11 protein-coding genes are annotated in these 21,246 nt (G+C 66.0%); 6 read left to right on the top strand and 5 right to left on the bottom strand.

What is annotated here, in order from left to right:
- Positions 1-20 precede the first annotated feature (20 nt).
- Complete coding sequence (locus tag DUPY_RS06580; protein ID WP_070247027.1) at positions 21-1,211, bottom strand: tyrosine-type recombinase/integrase; 1,191 nt, start codon at positions 1,209-1,211, stop codon at positions 21-23.
- 203 nt (positions 1,212-1,414) lie between these two features.
- Positions 1,415-2,257 (bottom strand): glutathione-dependent disulfide-bond oxidoreductase, encoded by an 843-nt coding sequence (gene yghU, locus DUPY_RS06575; protein WP_070247026.1) that lies wholly within the window; start codon positions 2,255-2,257, stop codon positions 1,415-1,417.
- Positions 2,258-2,405: 148 nt separating this feature from the next.
- Here yghU and DUPY_RS06570 point away from each other — a divergent pair, with 148 nt between their 5' ends.
- Positions 2,406-4,388, top strand: a complete 1,983-nt coding sequence (locus DUPY_RS06570; protein WP_070247025.1) for a peptidase U32 family protein — start codon at positions 2,406-2,408, stop codon at positions 4,386-4,388.
- Here DUPY_RS06570 and DUPY_RS06565 read toward each other — a convergent pair.
- On the bottom strand, positions 4,385-7,387 hold the full coding sequence (locus DUPY_RS06565; protein ID WP_229255260.1) for a sensor histidine kinase: 3,003 nt from the start codon (positions 7,385-7,387) through the stop codon (positions 4,385-4,387). The genes DUPY_RS06570 and DUPY_RS06565 overlap by 4 nt on opposite strands.
- Before the next feature lie 343 nt (positions 7,388-7,730).
- On the opposite strand from DUPY_RS06565, the gene DUPY_RS06560 reads away from it, so the two are divergent.
- The 5 genes from DUPY_RS06560 to DUPY_RS06540 all read left to right on the top strand — a co-directional run bounded on the left by DUPY_RS06560 (position 7,731) and on the right by DUPY_RS06540 (position 17,054).
- A complete protein-coding gene (locus DUPY_RS06560) occupies positions 7,731-10,799 on the top strand; it encodes a di-heme oxidoredictase family protein (RefSeq protein WP_371851750.1) in 3,069 nt (1,022 codons plus the stop codon).
- Positions 10,800-10,946: 147 nt separating this feature from the next.
- Positions 10,947-13,316, top strand: coding sequence for an acyl-CoA dehydrogenase (locus DUPY_RS06555; RefSeq protein WP_070247022.1), 2,370 nt, complete (start codon positions 10,947-10,949; stop codon positions 13,314-13,316).
- A 194-nt stretch (positions 13,317-13,510) separates the two neighbouring features.
- Positions 13,511-14,746, top strand: coding sequence for a BT3233 family polysaccharide utilization protein (locus tag DUPY_RS06550; RefSeq protein WP_070247021.1), 1,236 nt, complete (start codon positions 13,511-13,513; stop codon positions 14,744-14,746).
- 2 nt (positions 14,747-14,748) lie between these two features.
- Complete coding sequence (locus DUPY_RS06545) at positions 14,749-16,101, top strand: rhamnogalacturonan acetylesterase (protein WP_229255259.1); 1,353 nt, start codon at positions 14,749-14,751, stop codon at positions 16,099-16,101.
- A gap of 2 nt (positions 16,102-16,103) precedes the next feature.
- Positions 16,104-17,054, top strand: a complete 951-nt coding sequence (locus tag DUPY_RS06540) for a glycoside hydrolase family 43 protein (RefSeq protein WP_070247020.1) — start codon at positions 16,104-16,106, stop codon at positions 17,052-17,054.
- Positions 17,055-17,092: 38 nt separating this feature from the next.
- Here DUPY_RS06540 and DUPY_RS06535 read toward each other — a convergent pair whose 3' ends face one another.
- Positions 17,093-19,423: a glycoside hydrolase family 31 protein gene (locus tag DUPY_RS06535; protein ID WP_229255258.1), complete on the bottom strand. Its 2,331-nt coding sequence runs from the start codon at positions 19,421-19,423 to the stop codon at positions 17,093-17,095.
- 53 nt (positions 19,424-19,476) lie between these two features.
- A complete protein-coding gene (locus tag DUPY_RS06530) occupies positions 19,477-21,123 on the bottom strand; it encodes a GDSL-type esterase/lipase family protein (protein ID WP_070247018.1) in 1,647 nt (548 codons plus the stop codon).
- Positions 21,124-21,246 lie beyond the last annotated feature (123 nt).

Here is a 21,246-nt window from a genome sequence, read left to right as displayed (position 1 = left end):
ATAATATAAATTATGCGAAGTTATGGTTCCAGTCCCGACCGCACTCCAACCGAGGCCAGTATCTCGTCATGCCGCTCATTATCGGTCTTGTGCAGATACGCCGCCGTGGTCGCAATGCTGGCATGGCCAGCCGTCTCCTGCAGCGTCTTCAGTTGCACGCCGTTGTTGGCATGGTTGGTCAGCATGCTGTGGCGCAGCCAGTGTGCCGATGCCTGGCGCAGCGTGGCCGCCATGTCCGCGTCGCCGAACGCATCCGCCGCGCCGGCCGCTGCGGCGAAGATTGCCTTGAGTGCGTCCGATGCCGCCTCGTCGGTGATGCGCACCAGCGCGTCGCCGCGGCTCGACAGGACCAGCGGCGTGGTGTCGGTGCGGACCGCGTGCGGCAGCAAGCCGAAGGCGGCGCGGTATTGGCGGTACGCGGACAGCATCTCGGGCGGCACCGGCAGTCGGCGCGGCTTATTGCCTTTCCCGAGGACGTCCAGCCACCAGCGGCCGTTGCCCTCGGTGTAGAACGCGCCCATGTTGGCGCTGACGATTTCGTTGAGCCGTGCGCCGGTGTGGATGTAGGCCGTGAGCAGGAAACGATCGCGTTCGCGGCGGCGCATGGCGGCAGGCGTCGGTGCTTCGCGCGTGGCCACCGTGTGCAGCGCCAGCGCCAGTGCGTCGTGCGTCAGGTAGCGCGTGATGCGGCTGGCACTGGCCGTCTTGACGTGCTTGACCAGCGCCGCCGGATCGCGCCGCAAATAGCCGGTCTGGGTGGCGTACGCGAACAATCCCTTCACTGCGATCATCGCCTGGCGCCGGCTGGCGTCGGACAACGGGCCACTGAACGGCCGATAACGCTCGTCGCTGCGCGGCCACTTGGTGGTGGAAATCCACGATGCCGGCGGCGCCTTGATGAAATCCTTGTAGCCGTTCAGGTCGGCCACACTGAGCTGGCGCAGGGTCTTGCCCGCCTCTTCCCGGCACCAGGTCAGGAAGCGAAACAGCTCTTTCTGGGTGTTGGCGATCGATTTGGGGCCCAGTTCACCGTGGCTGATGAATTCGCGGGCAATTTCGCTGTCGGTCTGGGCGTCCGTGATGGCGTCCTCGGCGATGGTTCGCAGCGCGTCGCGGTCGCGCTGGCGCCGCTGGGCGGCACCGTCACTGTGGGCGGGAAACGGCTCGAGGTTGATGACGGCAAACTTCTTCTCTGGCGGAGGCTGCTGCATGGCGGATACCGGGCTAAAAGACTGTGTGAATGTACAGTCAATTATACAGTATTGCATACAGTAATATTCATCGACAATATAGGTAGTAATGTCGAGTAGATTGGAGTGGAATATGGAACGCCATGGGCAGGTTTTTCCTGTCCATGGCGTGAGCTCTTTCCTGTCCATGGCGTGAGCTCTTTCCTGTCCATGGCGTGAGCTCTTTAGTCGAGGTCAGCCTTGTCATGGCGTTCCGCCACCTGGTCGGCCGGATCGCCGAAGGTACGGTTCACCCGGCGGCCGCGTTTGACCGGGGGACGCGCAGCGATCTCCTCGGCCCAGCGCCTGACGTGCTGGTACTCGTGCACCGACAGGAACTCGGCGGCGTTGTACAGCTGCCCCAGCACCATCGAGCCATACCACGGCCAGATCGCCATGTCGGCAATCGTGTACTCGTCCCCTGCCACGTAGCGATGCCGGGCCAGTTGGCGGTCGAGCACGTCGAGTTGGCGCTTGGTTTCCATGGCGTAGCGGTTGATCGGGTACTCGAGTTTTTCCGGGGCGTATGCATAAAAGTGTCCGAACCCTCCCCCCATGAACGGCGCCGAACCCATTTGCCAGAACAGCCAGTTCAGCGTTTCGGTGCGGGCACTGCCCGCCTTCGGCAGGAAGGCGCCGAATTTTTCGGCCAAATGCACCAGGATCGAGCCCGACTCGAACACGCGTTGCGGCTGTGCCCCGCTGCGGTCAACCAGCGCCGGGATCTTGGAGTTGGGATTGACGTCGACAAAGCCGCTGCCGAACTGGTCGCCTTCGTTGATGCGGATCAGCCAGGCGTCGTACTCGGCGCCGCTGTGCCCTGCCGCCAGCAATTCCTCGAGCATGATGGTCACTTTCACGCCGTTGGGCGTGCCCAGCGAGTACAGCTGCAACGGATGTTTGCCTACCGGCAGTTCCTTGTCATGCGTGGCGCCGGCTACCGGGCGGTTGATGCTGGCAAAAGTGCCGCCGGATGCGGTGGGTGCGGTCCAGACTGCAGGCGGGACGTAAGTGCTTGGTTCGGTCATTCAGATCTCCTTGGACGCGCGCAGGTGGTTGGTTGCGCGGATGGTCCATTCTAGCGGATGCATTAGAGCTGTGCTGATGGCCGGCCCTTTTATGGTTTCGTGCCCGTGAACACCGGTATAATGTCGCCCTTCACAGAAGGAATCCGCCATGTCTCTGCTAGCCCACCAGCTCGAACTGCTGTCGCCCGCCAAAACTGCCGAAATCGGCCGCGAAGCCATCCTCCACGGCGCCGACGCTGTCTACATCGGCGGTCCCGCTTTCGGCGCGCGCCATAACGCCAGCAATCCGATCGAGGATATCGCCGCGCTGGTGCAGTTCGCGCACCGCTACCATTCGCGCATTTTCGTCACGCTCAACACCATCCTGCACGACTCGGAGCTGGAAGGCGCGCGCAAGCAGATTTGGCAGTTGTACGAGGCCGGCGTCGATGCGCTGATCGTGCAGGACCTGGGGCTGATGGAGATGGACCTGCCGCCGATCCAGCTGCACGCCAGCACCCAGTGCGACATCCGCACCAAGGAAAAGGCCAAGTTCCTCGGCGACGCCGGCTTCTCGCAGCTCGTGCTCGCGCGCGAACTGACCATCAACCAGATCCGCGAGATCCACGCCGCCACCGACACCCCGCTCGAATACTTCGTGCACGGCGCGCTGTGCGTGGCGTTTTCGGGCCAGTGCTATATCTCGCATGCCGATACGGGCCGCAGCGCCAATCGCGGCGACTGTTCGCAGGCGTGTCGCCTGCCGTACACGCTGTCGGACAACGCCGGCCGCGTGGTCGCCTACGACAAGCACCTGCTGTCGATGAAGGACAACGACCAAAGCCGCAATCTCGAGGCGCTGATCGATGCCGGTATCCGTTCGCTCAAGATCGAAGGCCGCTACAAGGACATGGGCTACGTGAAGAACATCACGGCCCACTACCGCCTGCTGCTCGATGAAATCCTCGAGCGCCGCACGGAGTTCAAACGCGCCGGCAGCGGCACCACCAGCATCCACTTCACGCCCGACGTGGAGAAGAACTTCAATCGCGGCCATACCGATTACTTCGCCAACGGCCGCACCGACGAAATCGGCGCCTTCGACAGCCCGAAATACCTGGGCCTGGAACTGGGCACCGTCACCCGCGTGGCCACCGACCATTTCGACATGGTGTCCAATGCGCCGCTGGCCAACGGCGACGGCTTGAACTACATGAACAAGCGCGAGACCGTGGGCGTGCAGGCCAACGTCGCCAAGAAAATTGGCGACAGCAAGGACGGCGAAGTGTGGCGCGTTTTCCCCAACGAGGCCTTCCTCGCCCTGCCCGGCTTCAAGCCCGGCATCGCGATTCACCGTAACCGCGACCACCAGTGGGAAGCGATCCTCAACAAGAAGTCGGCTGACCGTAAAGTATCGCTGCACGTCACCCTGTCCGAACTCGATCACGGCGCCGGCCTGCGCCTGTCGCTGCTCGACGAAGACGGCTGCCTCAGCGTGACCGACGCGCCGATGGCGCTGCAACCGGCGCAGCAGGCCGACCAGGCCGCAGCCGGCCTGCGCGCCAGCCTGTCCAAACTGGGCGCCAGCATGTTTACCGCGTCCGACGTGGACCTCAATCTGTCGCAGCCGTGGTTCGTGCCGTCGGCCGCCATCAATGCGCTGCGCCGCGACGCAGTCGAAGCGCACGAAGCGGTGCGCCTGGCCGCCTGGGACCGACCGCTGCGCAAGGCCTCGGTCGAGCCGCCGCCGGTGTACCCGGAAACGCAGCTGAGCTACCTGGCCAACGTGTACAACGAAAAAGCGCGCGCGTTCTACCAGAAGCACGGCGTGCAGCTGATCGCCGCCGCCTACGAGGCGCACGAGGAAGCCGGTGAAGTGCCGCTGATGATCACCAAGCACTGCCTGCGGTTCTCGTTCAACCTGTGCCCCAAGCAGGCCAAGGGCGTGCAGGGCGTGCAGGGACAGGTCAAGGCAGAGCCGATGACGCTGGTGAGCGGCAAGGAGACCTACACCCTGCGCTTCGACTGCAAGCCGTGCGAAATGCACGTGGTGGGCGCGATGAAGACCAACATCCTGAAGTCGGCGCCACCGTCCAACGTGGCCTATACGCCGATCAAGTTCCACCGCCAGCGCCCCGGCTCCGCTTCCTAGTAGGCAGTGCGGGCGGGCACGCGCAGCGTGATCCGGGTGCCCGCGCCAGGCGCGCTGTCGATGTCGAGTGTGCCGCCCATGTTTCGGGCGCGCTCGCGCATGCCGACCATGCCCCAGTGTCCGGGGCGGTGGCCTGTGGCAGCGACGGTTTCGTCGAGTCCGCGCCCATCGTCTTCCACGCAAAGCACCAGGCCGGCCGCCGCATACTCCAGCGCCAGTGTGATCTTGCCTGCCTCGGCGTAGCGCGAGGCATTGAACAGCGCTTCGCGGGCAATCGCGTACACCTCGTCCTGCACGCCTGGCTGCAGCCGATGCGGCGCGCCGCGCACCCGCATCTCGAACTGGTGGGCGCGGTGGCCGGTCAGCCCCTTGCCGAACTGCTCGAGCGCCAGGCCCAGCTCCTCGGGCGACGCCGCGGCCCGCAAATCCATGATCTGGTCGCGCCCTTCCACCAGCAGCAACTCGGCCAGGTTGAGCGTCTGATCGAGTCGCATGCGCTCCTGCGTACCTTCCTTCAAGAGCCGGCTATGGGCGTCGAACGACAGCAGCAGCGACTGCACGCTTTGCAGCAGGGTGTCGTGCAGTGCCCGCGCGATGCGGGTGCGCTCGGCCAGTCGCTCGTGCAGGCGTTCGTGCATGCGCCGCGTCACGCTGCGGATGCGCATCGTGTAGGCGACGTAAAGCAGCAGCGCCGCCATTCCTGCCAGCAGCAACTTGAACCACCCGGTTTGCACGAAGGTCGGCGCGATGCCGATATCGAGCGCGGCGCCGGTGGTGTTCCACAGGTTGTCTTCGTTGGAAGCGATCACCTCGAAACGGTATTTGCCGGGAGCGAGGTTGGTGTAGTACGCGGCGCGCCGGCCCACCGGCTCCTGCCAGTCGCGGTCCAGTCCCACCAGCCGGTAGCGCATGCGCACCCGCTCCGGGATCGACAGGCTCAGTGCAGTGAAGTCGATCTGCATGGTGCGGGTTCCCTGCGGCAGCGCCAGTGTTGGTGAGCCGGTTTCGCGAAGCTCATGGCGTGTGCCTTCCGCCACCACGGCGACGATCCGCACCGGCGGCGGCAGGCGGTTGCGCAGGATGTTGGCCGGGTCGATGGTACCGACCGAACTGGCGGTGGCGTACCACAGCTTGCCGTCCCGGGCGCGCAGCAGCGACGGCACCGGGCGCAGTTGCGGCGCGTGGCCCTGCATGCCGTCGCGGGCGTCGAAGCGCTCGAACGCCACCTGCGTTTGCGGGTTGCTCAACCACGCTTCCAGGCTGGCTGCGGCGATGCGGTACAACCCTTCGGCGCCATGCAGCCACAGGTCGCCGTCGGCCATGCGCACGATGCCGGAGACGCCGCGAAACCGCTCGCCACGCTCACCTTGCAGTGGTACGAAGCGGCTCGATGGACGTCCGTCGCGATACAGCGCCACGCCGTTTTCGCCCCCCACCCACATGCGCTGTCCATCCGGGTGCAGTGCCAGCACGGTGCCCAACTCCAGCCCCTGCGCGGCGCCCAGGGTGCGCACATTACCTTCCGCCATCCGCACCACGCTGATCTGGCTGCGCAAATGCCCCAGCCACAGGTCACCTGCCGCATCGAGCGCCATGGTGGTGGTGAGCAGTTCCGACATGCCGCGCAAGCCGCCCGATTTCACCCAGCGGCCGTGCTCGAGACGATACACGCCCTTGCCGGCCGAGAACGATGCCCACAGCGCGCCGTCGCGGTCCAGCTGCAAGGCGTGCACGCGCAGGCCTTGCACTTCGTCGGGGAAACCGAACGTGGTGACCGTGCCGTCGAGCGCGCGGCGTTTGACGCCGGCGGTCCCGCCCAGCCACAGCACGCCGTCCGGCGCGGTATGGGCGGCGGTGATTTGGCCCGCCACTTCACGCCGGCGCGGGCCGTCCGCATCGTAGCGCCACACGTCGCCGGAATAATCGCCCACCCACACGTCGCCCTCGGGGCCGGCCAGCAGCGCCGGAAACTGCAGGCGCACCTTTCCCGGCATGGTAGACAGTCGATTCGGTCGCAGCCGGTCGATGCCTTGCGACGTGCCGATCCACAGGTTGCCCTCGCGGTCCTGGAAGCTGGCAGTGAGCATCGGCCCGCTGATACCGTTCAATGGCGACAGGCGCTGATCCGCTGCGCCGGCGCCGCCGGCATCACCGTCACCAGCGTTGCCAATGCGGCGTTCCAGCGCATCCGCGTGCAGCACCCACTGCGTGCCTTGCCGGTCGTAGCGCAAGGATTTTCCGTCCAGGTCGGGTTTGATCGCCTTGCCGCCAGGCGGTGCCGTGCGCCGCACCTGGTAGTAGCGATGCTCGAAATCCTGAGCCCAGATGGCGCCGTCGGGCGCCTCCGCCAGCGACACCCTGCCCTCGCGCGGCCAGGAGGGCCGAAAGCGCGTTTCGCCGCGGGGCCTGAAGTACGCGCCGGCATTGGTGCCGATCCAGGTAGTGCCATCGCGTGCGAACAGGACCTGGAACACGCCCAGCGCGGGCAGCCCGGCATCGGGCGGCAGGTACGCGAAGCGTTGTGCGCCCGGCGCCAGCACGGCCACGCCGTCGCGCATCGCCGCCCAGACGGCGCCGTCGGGCGCCACTTCGATATGCATCACCCCCACTGGTTGCAGGCCGCCGTTCTCGGCGTACGTGTGTGCGCCATCCTGGCGAAATACCGAGACGGCGCCCACGCGGTCGCCCACCCACAATGCGCCGTCGGGCGCAGTGGTCAGCGCCATGATGTTGCTGGTGGCAAGCGCATGGCCATGGACGTGGGACACGCGCACGAAATGCACGCCGTCGAAGCGAAACAGGCCGGTGGGCGTGGCGATCCACAGCCAGCCATCGGCGCCCTGGGCAAACTTGGTGGCGCCGGTAGGCGCGCCATCGACGGCCGTCCATGCCGTGTGCGTATATTCGGACAGCAGCGGCCTGGGGGCGGCCGCCCACGAACAGCCGGGCGCCACGACCAACAGTACACACAACAATGCTTTAGGGAGGGACACGCTCATGCAGTGGAAGGCCGTAACTGGAGGTGGGAACCGGATCGGATGGTGCAGAATATAGCGGATAAACCGCCTCTCCGGACAGGCAATTTCAGCATCCTTCTGGCGCAGTCGCCCGCATGGCGTCCCGCGAGATCTACCAAAAGACATAATTTTAGCCGAGCCTAATGGTAAGCATATGCTATGATAAATATTTCCACGCGGCACTAATTGCGTGCCATCCAACCCGGGGGCCACCTTGAGAATACCATCCTGTCTGAATACCCGCCTTGTGCCGCTCGGTGCGGCGCTGCTGCTTGCCGCCTGCGGCGGCGGCGGTGGCGAAGCGCCGGCGGGTGCCGATGGCCGCGTGGCGCTGGCCGCCTCCCTGCACCTGGGCGGCGTGGAAACTGCGCTCACGCCGGTCGCGGCCACGGCCAGCTCCAGCGAACGCGGCGACCTGGCGGCGGCTGCCGCCGTCGATCGCAATAGTCAGAGCCGCTGGAGCAGCGGCGCTTCCGACGACCAGCATCTCACGCTCGATTTCGGCCAGGTGGAAACCATCACCCGCGTGCGCATCGACTGGGAAAACGCCCACGCCACGCGCTACGCGCTGCAAGTGTCGCTCGATAACCGCAGCTGGACCACGGTCAAGACCGTGGACAACAGCCAGGGCGGCACCGAGGACATGACCGGCTTCTCGGCCGAGGGCCGCTACCTGCGCATGCAGGGCCTTGCGCGCTCAACCCAGTACGGCTACTCGATCTTCGAAATCCAGGCATATACCGGCACGCCGGCTGCGCCGCCCGCGCCCGATCCGGCGCCAGCCCCCAACGATCCGACCCAGCCCGGCGTCGTCATCAAGCCGGTCGCCGCCACCTCGTCGCCGGTGGAAAACCCGGCCATGTCCGCCACCCAGGCGGTCGATGGCAAAACCACCACCCGCTGGTCCAGCACCGCCGTCGATGGCGCCTGGATCCAGTTCGACTTCGGCGCCAGGACCGCTGTCGGCTACATGAAACTGCAGTGGGAAGGCGCGTACGCAAAACAGTATGCGCTGCAAGTGTCCGACGATGGCGAGCGCTGGACGCAACTGCGTTATGTCACCGACGGCCGGGGCGGTGCGGAGGAATTCTTCAACCTGGGCGCCTACGCCCGCTACATGCGCGTGCAGGGCGTGGCGCGCGCCACCCAGTATGGCTACTCGCTGTTCGAGGTCGAATTCAAGTCTCCCGGCAGCGACAACAGCCTGCCCACGGCCACCACCTCGCCACAGCCCTTCCCTGCCAGCGGTGCCGGCTGGGCGCCGCTGCCCTCGGCCGCCGAGCCGTTGGAGACGCTGCAGTTCACGCTGGCCGACGGCACCCTGGTCACGCGCTTCGGCGCACGTGGGCTGGCGCGCCACGGCCGCGAACGCGGCGAGGACTGGAACGAAATCGGCTACGGTCCCAACGAGACCGTGGACCCGGCCACCGGCCTGGCGGTCGATAAAGGCCCCGGCAATTACCTCACCTTCGTGCCGCAGTATTTCAAGAACCGCACCTGGGGCGTGGAGGTCATCGACAACAGCCGCGTGGCCGGCGTGACGAAACCCACGCTGATCGTCAACCAGTACACCACCGTCGATTTCCTGCCCGGCGGCGTGGCGTTCTTCCGCGGCTTCGATCGCCCCGGCGTGACCGGCTACGGCTGGATGGCCCCCGGCGAACTGGTGGACCGCGAGGTCACGATCTGCAAGTCGACACCCTACCCGGCCAACGGCAAGCTCACGAACGCCACCGGCATCAACGGCGCCTGCACCTTGCAGGTGAAGGACTACCCGGGCCACGCCGGCCTCAATGCGGACGGCCTGCCCAACGGCCAGTACGTGCCGGCCCGCGCGCTGGCTGCGGGCGACGCCATCGAAGTTTCGCCGTCGATGTTTTCCACCGCCGCCGCCATGGGCGCCATCGGCGACAACGGCGGCGTGCGCTACTACTCGTCCGAATGGATTTACGTGGTGGGCGCAGGGTTGCGGCCCTGGTACGGCGTGCAGCCGCGCCTGAACTCGGTGCCGCTGCCGGCGGCCACGCTGGCCGGCGGCCTCGGTTCGGTTTCGTACAACTACAGCGACAACGGCCTGTTCATGTTCCAGCAGCCGCACAACCATATCGGTATGCAGAACATGCAGCGCTTCGTGGAAGGACGGCGCCTGGTGCACACCAGCTTTACCACCGGCGACCATAATGAGCCGGGTAACGACCGCTACGCGCCGGCCGTGGGCCTGCAGGGAGCGCGTTTCAACCAGTCGGCGTGTATTGCCTGCCACGTCAACAACGGCCGCAGCCCGGCGCCCGCCGCCATCAACCAGCGCCTTGACGCCATGTCGGTGCGGGTAGCCAGCGTGGACGCGAGCGGCGCTCAGTCGCCGCATCCGCAGTACGGTTCTGCGGTGCAGATGAATGGGGTGTCCGGTTCCGGCGCTCGCCAGAACTGGGGCAACGGCGTGCGCGTGGCCGGCTTCGAAACGCGCCAGGTGAAGCTGGCCGATGGCGCCGTGGTCGAGCTGCGCAAGCCTACGGTGGCCTTCGACAGCGCCACCCCGGCCGTGGTATCGCTGCGCGCCGCCCAGCCGATGCTGGGCACCGGCCTGCTCGAGGCAATCCCGGAGGCGCAAATCCTGGCGCGCGTGCGCTCGGCGCCGGACAGCGACGGCGTGCGCGGCGTGGCCAACTTCGTGTTCGATCCCGAGTCCGGCGCCGTGCGCCTGGGGCGCTTCGGCTGGAAAGCGTCGAAGGCCAGCCTGCGCCATCAAACGGCAGCCGCGCTGCTGGCCGACATGGCGGTCACATCCCCGGTCTACCGCAGCCGGGCGTGCCACACCGATCCCGCCGGCTGCAAGGGCGCCGCCGCGCAACCAGGCATCAGCGAGGCCGACCTGCAACTGATCACGCAATACCTGGCGCTGGTAGCGGTGCCGGCCCAACGCAGTATTGCCAGCGGTTTCCCGCAAGGCGTCGCGCCGCTCGACGAACACCGCGTGGATGCGGCCCAGGTGGCCGCCGGCGCCAGGCTGTTTGACGGCATGCGCTGCGTGGCTTGCCACACCGCGCAAATGACCACCGGCGGCGGCCACCTGCTGGCCGAACTGCGCAACCAGACCATCGCGCCGTACTCCGACCTGCTGCTGCACGACATGGGCGCCGGCCTGGCCGACAACCTGGTAGAAGGCCAGGCCGGAGGCAGCATGTGGCGCACCGCGCCGCTGTGGGGGATCGGCTACACCGACAAGGTGATGGGCGGCGCCGGCAACGTCGGCTACCTGCACGACGGCCGTGCGCGCAACCTGACCGAAGCCATCCTGTGGCACGACGGCGAGGCGGCGCGGGCGCGCCGGCGCTTCGAGCAGCTGTCCCGCACCGACCGCGAGGCCGTGCTGGCCTTCCTCAAGTCCCTGTAGTCGCTATAGTCGCCATAGTTGCCATAGTCGCTATAGTTGCCATAGTCGCTATAACGGCGACACCCGATCCGGCGCTTGTGCGCGCAGCCGCACAGTGCCGGGTCGCCTTCCGCAGTATGGTGCTCCTAAAAACTGGAGGAGCACATCATGATCATCTGGATAATCCTGGCCCTGCTGATCGGCATACCGGCCATCGTCCTCGGGGTGCCGGCGCTGCGCCGCAGCCTGGTGACCCCGCACATCTTCGCGCTGTTCAAGCGCATCCTCCCCGCCATGTCCGACACCGAGCGCGACGCGCTGGAAGCGGGCACCACCTGGTGGGACGCCGACCTGTTCTCGGGCCGGCCAGACTGGAACAGGCTGATGAAGCTGCCCAAGCCCACGCTTACCGCCGAGGAGCAGTCGTTCCTCGACGTCGAAGTGCGGCACCTGTGCGAACTGGTGGACGACTGGGAATCGACCCAAGTCTGGCAAGGCATCCCCGCGCCAGCCTGGCAGTACGCGCGCGACAAGGGTTTTCTCGGCATGATCATCCCGAAGGAGTACGGCGGCAAAGCCTTCTCCGCGTACATGCACTCGCAGGTGGTGATGCAGCTGTCCACCCGGTCGTCGGCGCTGGCGGTGCAGGTCATGGTACCCAACTCGCTGGGCCCAGCGGAACTGCTGCTCCACTACGGCACCGAAGACCAGAAAAACTACTACTTGCCACGCCTGGCAGCCGGCCAGGAAATACCGTGCTTTGCGCTCACCAGCCCCTACGCCGGTTCCGACGCCGCCGCCATTCCCGACACCGGCGTGGTCTGCATGGGCACCCACGAAGGCCGCGAGGTGCTGGGCCTGCGCATCACCTGGAACAAGCGTTATATCACGCTGGGCCCGATCGCCACCCTGCTCGGGCTGGCGTTCCGCGTGGTCGATCCCGATGGCTTGCTGCCTGCCGGCGCGGACACCGGCATCACCTGCGCCCTGATCCCCACCACCCACCAGGGCGTGGTGATCGGCCGACGCCACTGGCCGCTGGGCGCCGTGTTCCAGAATGGCCCCACCAGTGGCAAGGACGTGTTCATCCCGATGGACTGGATCATCGGCGGGCCGCAGCAGATCGGCAAGGGCTGGCGCATGCTGATGGAATGCCTGGCCGCCGGCCGGGCGATCTCGCTGCCATCGACCAGCGTGGGCACCGCCAAGCTGGCCGTGCGCGGCACCAGCGCCTATTGCGCCATCCGGCGCCAGTTCAAAACGCCGATCGGCAAGTTCGAGGGCGTGCAGGAAGCGCTGGCGCGCATGGGCGGCAACCTGTACATGATGGACGCCACCCGCAAACTCTCGGCGCTGGCCGTGGACCTCGGCGAAAAACCGGCGGTCATATCGGCGATCGCCAAGTACCACGTGACCGAGCGCGGACGCGCAGTGGTCAACGATGGTATGGACATCCTGGGCGGCAAAGGCATCTGCATGGGGCCCAGTAACTTCCTGGGCCGCGCCTACCAGCAAATCCCGATCGCCATCACGGTAGAAGGCGCCAACATCCTCACCCGCTGCCTGATCATCTTCGGCCAGGGTGCGATTCGCGCCCATCCCTACGTGTTGCGCGAAATGCACGCCACCGCCGACCAGGACCAGCGCCGCGCCGAACTGGAATTCGACGACGCCTTCTTCGGCCATGTGCGCTTCGTGTGCGCCAACGCCGCGCGCGGCCTTTGGTACGCACTCACCGGCGCCAGTTCCGCGCCCGTGCCCGAGCAGGCCGATCCCGGGATGGCCGGCTACTACCGCGCCGTGGGCCGCATGTCCACCGCCTTTGCGCTGCTGACCGACACCTCGATGTTCGTGCTGGGCGGAGAGCTCAAACGCCGCGAGCGTATTTCAGCGCGCCTGGGCGATGCGCTGTCGATGCTGTACCTGGTCAGCGCCACCCTCAAGCGTTTTGAAGACGATGGCCGCCAGGCCGACGACGCGCCGTACGTGCACTGGTCGGTGCAGGACGCGCTGCACAAGGCGCAGCTGGCGCTGACCGGGGTGCTCGACAACTTCCCCAACCGCTTCATTGCCGGCGCCGTGCGCGTGCTGCTGTTCCCGTTCGGGATGCCGTACGCCGAGCCGAGCGACGAACTTGGCGGTGCAGTGGCGCGCGCCATGCAGACCGCTGGCGCGAGCCGCGAACGGCTGCTGGCCGATGGCTACCTGGCCGACGACCTGCGCGATCCGGTGGCCTGCGGCGAGCTGGCTTTTGCGCTGCTGCCGCAGGTGGACGCCATCGAGCACCGCCTGAAACCGGCCGTGCGCGCCGGCCAGCTCGACGCCATGCCGCAAACGCTGCCGCTGCTGGACCAGTGGAGCGCGCACGCGGTGTCGCTGGGCCTGCTCACGGCCGAGGAACGCCGCACGCTGGCCGACTTCGCGCGCTTCACCGACCTGTCGGTACACGTGGACGACTTCTCGCCTGATCTCAATGCGGCCCAGGACGCCGAACAGCGCCGCCGCATGACGGCGCCGGCCATCGTGCTGGAAGTCTGAACCTCGGCTGTTCATCCAGGTGAACGCCATCTACTCACGAAAGTGATTAGATGGCGTCAAGCGTTGACACCCGCAACCAGACTATCGATACTCCAACGACCATGGCGTGCTTTGCCGGGCTTACCTAATGGGGTACAGTCTAGGCGTTCTACTCCTCTCGCCCCCAAACATCGTATCGAAGGACTGGTAAATACATGAAACTACGTCAGCAGCTGTTGGTTCCCGCAATCCTGTTCTCCGCCATGGCCAGCGCCGGCATCGTCAACGCCGCCGAACGCCTGACCGTCACCGTCACCCATACGCTGGACCAGGCCCGCCCATCCGAAACCATCACCATTCCCTGGACCGAAGTCAATCGCGCCCTGCCCGGCGCGCTGCTGCAGAAGATCGCCGTCAAGGATGCCTCGGGCAAGGTGCTGCCGTACCAGGTCACCAACGTGGCGCCACAGGCCAAAGATCCGAAGAACGAAGGCGTCGCTTACGGCGAGCTGATTTTCCAGCATAACTTCGCGCCGGGCGAAAAGAAGGCCACCTTCACGGTCGAGAAAATCGACACGCTGGCGCCTGTCTTCCCGAGCAAGGTCTCGGCCCGCTACATCCAGGAACGCCTCGACGATTTCGCCTGGGAGAACGACAAGGTTGCACACCGTACCTACGGTCCCGCGCTGTCGGCCCCGGCGCCCGAAGGCAGCGGCAAGGAAGTGCTGGTCACGAGCGGCATGGACATCTGGTTCAAGCGCGTGCCGTACCCGATCGTCGACCGCTGGTACAACAAGGGCCATGACCACTACCACCACGACGAAGGTGAAGGCATGGACATGTACAACGTCGGCAAGTCGCGCGGCGCCGGCGGCGCAGGCATCTGGGACGGCAAGACCCTGTACACGGGCGTCAACTACGCGAACTGGAAAGTGATCGCCAATGGCCCGATCCGCGCCATCTTCGAGCTGTCGTACGATGCCTGGGATGCCGGCGGCGCCAAGGTGTCGGAGGTAAAGCGCTTCACCGTCGATGCCGGCCACTACTTCGACCAGATCGACAGCACCTTCAGCTTCACCGGTGCGCAGCAACTCACCGCCGCGATCGGCCTGAACAAAACTCCGGCCGACAAGGGCCAGGATGCCAAGGTCGAACCGATCACGCAACCGGCCGACCGCGCGCTGCTGCAGTGGGTGGAGCAGAAGTCGAACGGCGCTTTCGGCACCGCCATCATCGTGCCGACCGCTGGCGAGAAGGACTACGCCGAAGACAAGCTCAATGCGCTGATCACCGCGAAAATCGTCTCCGGCCAACCGCTGCGCTACTACGTGGGCGCCGGCTGGACCCGTGGCGGCGACTTTGCCAAGCGCGAAGACTGGACCAAATACGTGTCGGCACAGGCTGCGCGTGTGCGGGCGCCGATCACCGTCGCGCTGGCCGCCACCAAGTAATCATGCAACCACACCGACAGGGCGCCGCTGCCCTGCCGGTGGCGCGCCGGTTGTCGTCGGTGCTGCTGCTGGCAGGCTTTTCTACATTCGCCATCTTCGTGCCGGGCATGGCGCAATCGGCTGAAGCCTGGCACTTCACCTTCGGCGCGGCCAAACCCGGGTACACCACGGTGGATGCCGGCATGGCCTATGACGCCAAGCGAGGCTTCGGCTTCGAGCCCGGCGCCGAAGTGCGCACTGTCGGCTACCTGGCAGCAAGCAAGCCGTTCTATTTTACCGCCGACCTCCCCGAGGGCAACTACAACGTCACCGTCAAGCTGGGCGCCAGGGATACCGCCTCCAACACCACCATCAAGTCCGAATTGCGGCGCCTGATGCTGGAGAACGTGAGCACGGTCGCCGGCGTCATCGACACCCGCACCTTTACCGTCAACGTGCGCACGCCGCGCATCAGGGCGGTGCCGGGCGTGGCGGCCGGCGTGGTGGATCTCAAGGTGCCGCGCGAGACCGTATCCGAAGCGCGCGCGTGGGACCGGCGCCTGACGCTCGAGATCAACGGCAGCCACCCGGTCATCGAATCGATCGACATCGTGCCCGTCACGGCGCCGACGATTTTTCTGCTGGGCGACTCCACCGTGTCCGACCAGCCGGGCGAACCATACAACAGCTGGGGCCAGATGCTGCCGCGCTTTTTCAAGCCGGGCATCGCCGTGGCCAACCTGGCGCAATCGGGTGAAACCTACCGCGACTCGCTGTCGCGCCGGCGCCTCGATAAAATCCTCAGCATGATGCGTCCCGGCGACACGGTCATGATGCAGTTCGGCCACAACGACCAGAAGCAGATCAAGGACAACAAGGGCGGACCGTTTACCACCTACAAGGACGAGATACGCCAGCACGTGGAGGCGATCCGCCGGCATGGCGGCATCCCGGTCATCATCTCCTCGATGGAACGGCGCCGTTTCGACAACGCCGGCAAGCCGCAGGAAACGCTGACCGACTACGCCGCCGCCGCATGCCAGTCGGCCGAGGAACTAGGCGCCGCCTTCATCGACCTGCATGCCATGAGTTTGCCACTGTACGCGGCGCTGGGCGTGGAAGGCTCGAAGCTGGCCTTTGCCGAACCGGAACCGGGCAAGCTCGATAACACCCACCACAACGCCTACGGCAGCTACGAGCTGGCGCAGGCGGTGGTGACAGGCCTACGCCAGGCCGGCGTGCCGGCGGCGCAATGGATCGCGGACGGCTACGGCAATTTCGATCCATCTCACCCGGACCCGGTGGCAAAATTCGCCGTGCCGGCCAGTCCCACTTTTTCCAATGAACGTCCACTGGGCGACGAGGGTAACAAGTAATCATGAAGATCAAGCTGCGGCGCCTTGCCGCTGGCGTAATTCTGGCCGCCGCCAGCGTCGCCGCCCAGGCGGCGGACCAGTACCTGTTCGCGTACTTTACCGAGAACGGCCAGGACGGCCTGCATTTTGCCCGCAGCACCGACGGCTACAAGTGGGACAAGGTGGCCGGTGGCCGCAGCTTCCTCACACCCGCCGTCGGCAATTCGAAGCTGATGCGCGACCCGTGCATCGTGCGCGGCCCGGACGGCACTTTCCACATGGTGTGGACGTCGGGCTGGAACGAAAGCAATATCGGCTACGCGTCCTCGAAAGACCTGGTCAACTGGTCGCCGCAGCAGCAGGTGCCGGTGATGGCGCACGAAGCAGGTTCGCTCAATGCCTGGGCGCCGGAAATCGTCTACGATGACCAGCGCGGCGAGTTCGTGATCTTCTGGGCGTCCACCATCCCCGGCCGCTTCCCGGCCACCGATGGCTCGTCGGAGGACAAGTACAACCACCGCATGTACGCGACCACCACGCGCGACTTCAAGACCTACACGCCAACCCGGCTATTCTACGATCCGGGCTTCTCGGTGATCGACGCCACTTTCGTCAAATTCCAGGGCAAGAACCACCTGCTGGTCAAGGATGAAACCCGCAACCCGCCGAAGAAACACTTGCAGGTGGCCGATGCGCCCGACCTGCAAGGACCGTTCGGCAAACTGGGCGCGCCGATCACGCCGCCCAAGCTGTGGGTGGAAGGTCCGACCGCGCTGCAGATCGGCGAGGACGTGGTGCTGTACTACGACGCCTATATCACCAAGCACTACGGCGCCATGCGCTCGCGCGACCTGGTGCATTGGGAAGATGTATCGGACAAGATGCAGTTCCCCGACGAGGGCACGAAGAAGCGCATGCGCCACGGCACGGTGATTGCCGTGCCGGAGGACGTGGCGGCGGGACTGGAGCGCTAGTACTTTCGCCTGCAACCCGCACGGCAAAAAAGGGGGAATCAGCGGCAGCCAGGCAGCGAGACGCTCGCCGCCTTCTCACCAGCCTGCAGCGCCATGCCCTTGCCGTCAGGCTGCGCACCGCAGCGTACGATGAACGCCTGTTTCTTAACCAGCCCCTTGAAGCTCCCCCGCCAAGGTTCTACCGTCACCCGCCCGTCCTGCTGCGTCCAGGTGATGCGGCGGGTGGCAAACTCGCCGCGGGTGTAGCCGTCGCCATCGCCGGCGTCGTCGTACAGTTCATAGCTGCCGTCCTTGCCGGGATAAACGCGCAGCTCGATCGGCTGTGCGCTCTTCTGGTCCGCATACTGCACCACCGGACCGAGCGGCAGGATGCTGCCGGCGCGGGCGAACAGCGGAATCGTGGCGATGTCGGCCTGCGCCACGATCACCTTGCCGCCAGCCTGGCGCTTGCCGGTCCAGAAATCGAACCAGTCTTCCTTGCCGGGCAGGTACACGGTGCGCACGTCGGCCTTGGCGCCGGTCACCGGCGCCACCATCAGCGTCGGACCGAACATGTACTGGTCGGGCACCGTCACCGCCTGGGCATCGGCGCGGAAGTCCATGGCCAGCGCGCGCATCATGGTGCCGTGGCGGCGGCTCACGTCCCACGAGGCGCTGTAGATGTAGGGCAGCAGGCGGTAGCGCAGCTCGGTGTACTTGCGCAGGATGGCTTGGGTGGGCTGGTCGAACTGCCAGATTTCCTTGCCATCGCCGGTGCCGTGCACGCGGAACATCGGGTTGAATGCGCCAAACTGGTACCAGCGCGTATACAACTCCGCGTAGGCCGGATCGAGCGGTTTGCCGCCGAAGAAGCCGCCGATATCGGCCGACCAGTAAGGAATGCCGCTCAGGGTGAAATTGAGCGCGGCCGGCAAGTGGGCGCGCAGCACCTCCCAGGTCGCGGCCGTGTCGCCCGACCAGGTGATGGCGGCATTGCGCTGCTGGCCGCTGTAGGCGGACCGGGTGAGGATAAACGGCCGCTTGGCCGGCGCTGCGCGCAGCGAACCTTGGTACACGCCAGTGGTGTGCAGCAGCGGGTAGGCATTAAGCACTTGCGCTCCCGGCCCTGCGCCAGTTTTGACGTCGCGCATTTCGCCCCAGGTGCCGCCCAGCTCCGCCTCGCTGCCATCGAGCCACCAGCCATCCCAGCCGTGCCGGCCCAGGGTGCGGTTGATCTGATCCCAGTACAGGCTGCGCGCAGTCGGCGAGTACGCGTCGTACCAGCGCCCGAACCCGACCGGGTAAACATTGGGATAGGTCTTCGGATACAGCGCGCCCGCCTGGTCCAGTTCAGCGGCGTTGGCGGTGGTGGTGTCGAAGCGCGCCCACACCGAGACGATGGCGTGGACGTTCTGTTCGTGCAGCGTGCGCAGCATCCGTTGCGGATCGGGGAAGCGCACCGGGTCCATCTGGTGCGCGCCCCAGCCGCCCGGATTCCAGTACTGCCAGTCCTGCACCACCGCGTCGAGCGGCACCTGCATGGCGCGGTAGCGGGCGGCGATGCCGAGCAGTTCCGCCTGGGTCTTGTAGTGCTCCTTCGACTGCCACAGGCCCCAGGTCCAGCGCGCCATCATCGGCGCGCGGCCGGTCAATTCACGATAGCCGGCCACCACGCCGTCGAGTTCCGGTCCGTAGATGAAGTGGTAGTCGATGCCGCCGCCGGCCTCCGAACGGAAATGCAGCGGATGGTGCGGCGTAGCCGGCAGGCCGGCATCGACATCGGTAACCGAAGCGTTGTTCCACAATATGCCGAAACCGTTGGCGGAAACCAGCATCGGTACGGCCACGTCGCGGTTGGCCTGCTGCAGGTGGACCGTGGTGCCGCGGTAGTCAAAAGCGCCATTGAGGTGCTGCCCCAGCCCGAACACGGGCGCGTCGAGCTCGAATTTCTGCGAAACGGGCGAGCCGGGCACCGCGCTGCGGCCATCGGCAAGTTCCTTCAGAATAGCTTTGCCCTGGGCGTCATGAAAGCTGATCACGCCAGTGGCCTTGGCCACCCTGACCTGCAACACACTGGTCGCCAGTTGTTGATACTCGGGCGTTTCCGAGACAGTCCATTGAACGGCCGCCGGCTTGGCGATCACGGCGGGGTTGTAGTTGCCGTGCCAGCCGGCATCGTGCCCGGCCAGCACGTGGATCACGCGGTCGCTCCACGGCTCGATGCGCACCGTCCCTTGCGCCGTGCGTATCAGCAGGCCGGCGTCGCTGCGTTGGACTGCGATTTCGGTGGCCGCTGGCGCAGCCGGCGCTTGGGCCTCGGCCTGGATGGCGACGAACGGCATGGCGAACATCGTCGCCACGGCGACGGATAATCTGGTGCGTTGTTTCAAGCTGGCCTCCGCGGCAAGTGACGTGGCCGGCCCGGCGCCGGCCGTGACAGTGGTTATTGCTTGATGAACGGCGCCAGCGGTTTGCCCGGCAGGCCGTTGAAGGCATCGATCACGCGCGCCGCGTTGAACCGGGCGCCGGCGTCGTTGGTGTGGGTGCGGGCGTCCGAGAAGAAGGTATCGACGACTGCTGCGCCCTGCTTGCGGTAGGCATCGCTCACCACCATGGTCAGGTCGGCATACAGCGCGCCGCCCTTGCTGGCCACTTCCTGGTCCCACTGGGCGAAGGTGGCGAAGTCGCGGGCGTTTTCCCAGACGTCGCGGTGCGGCACCGGCGACAGCAGAATCACGGTCGCGCCCTTCGCCTTGGCGTCCGCCACGTAACGCGCCATGTACCAGCCGAAGGTGTGGACTTGCTCACGGCTGCCATCGGGCTTGGTGTCTGCCACGGTTTCGGGGCCGGTGCCAGGTACCGAGGCGCGGTTCTTGTTGGCCGGGTCGCCGATGCGGCCGCCGTCGTTGTGGCCAAACTGGATCGCCACGAAGTCGCCCGGTTTCATCTGTTCGAGCACCCTGCTCCAGCGGCCCTCGGTAAAGAAGGTGCGGCTGCTGCGGCCGCCGATGGCGTGGTTGACGACATTGATCTTGCTGGTGTCGAAGTGGGTGGCGATGCGCTCGCCCCAGCCGATGGCGCCACCGGCGCCGCCGCTCTTGACGGTGGAGTCGCCAACCAGGAACAGGCTGGGGAGCGCAGGATCGCGCGGCTGCACGCCGGCGACCTTGGCGCCGTCCACCACCGGACGGTCGTCCTCTATCGCAGCGGCAGGGATGGCACGGCCGGCCTCATTCAAGGCATTGACGGCGACTGGCGTACGCAGCGCCTTCAAACCAGCCACCACCGCCCTGGCGTTGAACTCGGCGCCGGCCATATTGGTGTGGGTGCGTTCGTCGGGCGGGAACAGCAGGCTCGCCTTGTCGCGGCCCATGGCGTCGTACTGCTTCGCAATGGTGTCGTTCAAATCGATGAAGCCGACCTTTTCCTGGGCCGCCACCTGTTTGGCCCAGCCGGCATAGCTGTCGGCCGCGCGCGCGACCTTGCCTTCTTTATCCCAATTGTTGCGCGGGATAGGCGAGCAGATCACCGGCGTGGCGCCGCGCGCCCTGATCTGCGCGACATAGCTGCGCAAGTACCAGCCGTAGCTATGCACCACCTCGTCCTGCTTGGTGATCAGGTTGTTGATCGCCTCCGATTCTTCGCCAACGCCCTTGATGGTGCCGCGTGCGCGCACCGTGTCGTTGACCGGGCCACTGTCGTTGTGGCCGAACTGGATCAGCACCACGTCGCCGGCCTTGATCAGCGGCAGCGTGCGCTCCCAGTGGCCGGAGCTCATGTAGGTACGGCTGCTCAAGCCGCCGACCGCGCGGTTGACCACGTTGATCCTGGCCGGGTCGAAGTAGGCCGCAATCGGATTGCCCCAGCCCCACTGGCCGGCCGCGCCCTTGCCCTGGCCGTCGTCCTGGCCGTTGCGCACAGTGGAGTCGCCGATCATGATCAGTGACGGCAGATTCGGGTTGGCGGGGTCGGGCAGCGTGACCTTGGCGTTGCGCGGGTCGGTATTGGCCGGGGCCTGTGCGACAGCGCTGGAAGGGACAACTGCGGCGCAGCACAGCATGAGCAAAAAGGAAGCGAGATATTTATTCATGGGTCCAATTCTATGCGAGGTTTTTTCCGACCCGGTTCCAGCCGTTTAAAGAATCAGGAACATGAGCAATACCCGGTGCCGTATCGGCCCACAATCGTACTCTCTCTACCCTTTTCAGACTAC

This window comes from Duganella phyllosphaerae (assembly GCF_001758785.1).
In the GTDB taxonomy this organism is placed as follows: domain Bacteria; phylum Pseudomonadota; class Gammaproteobacteria; order Burkholderiales; family Burkholderiaceae_D; genus Rugamonas; species Rugamonas phyllosphaerae.
This window is presented reverse-complemented; position numbering and strand designations above follow the sequence as displayed.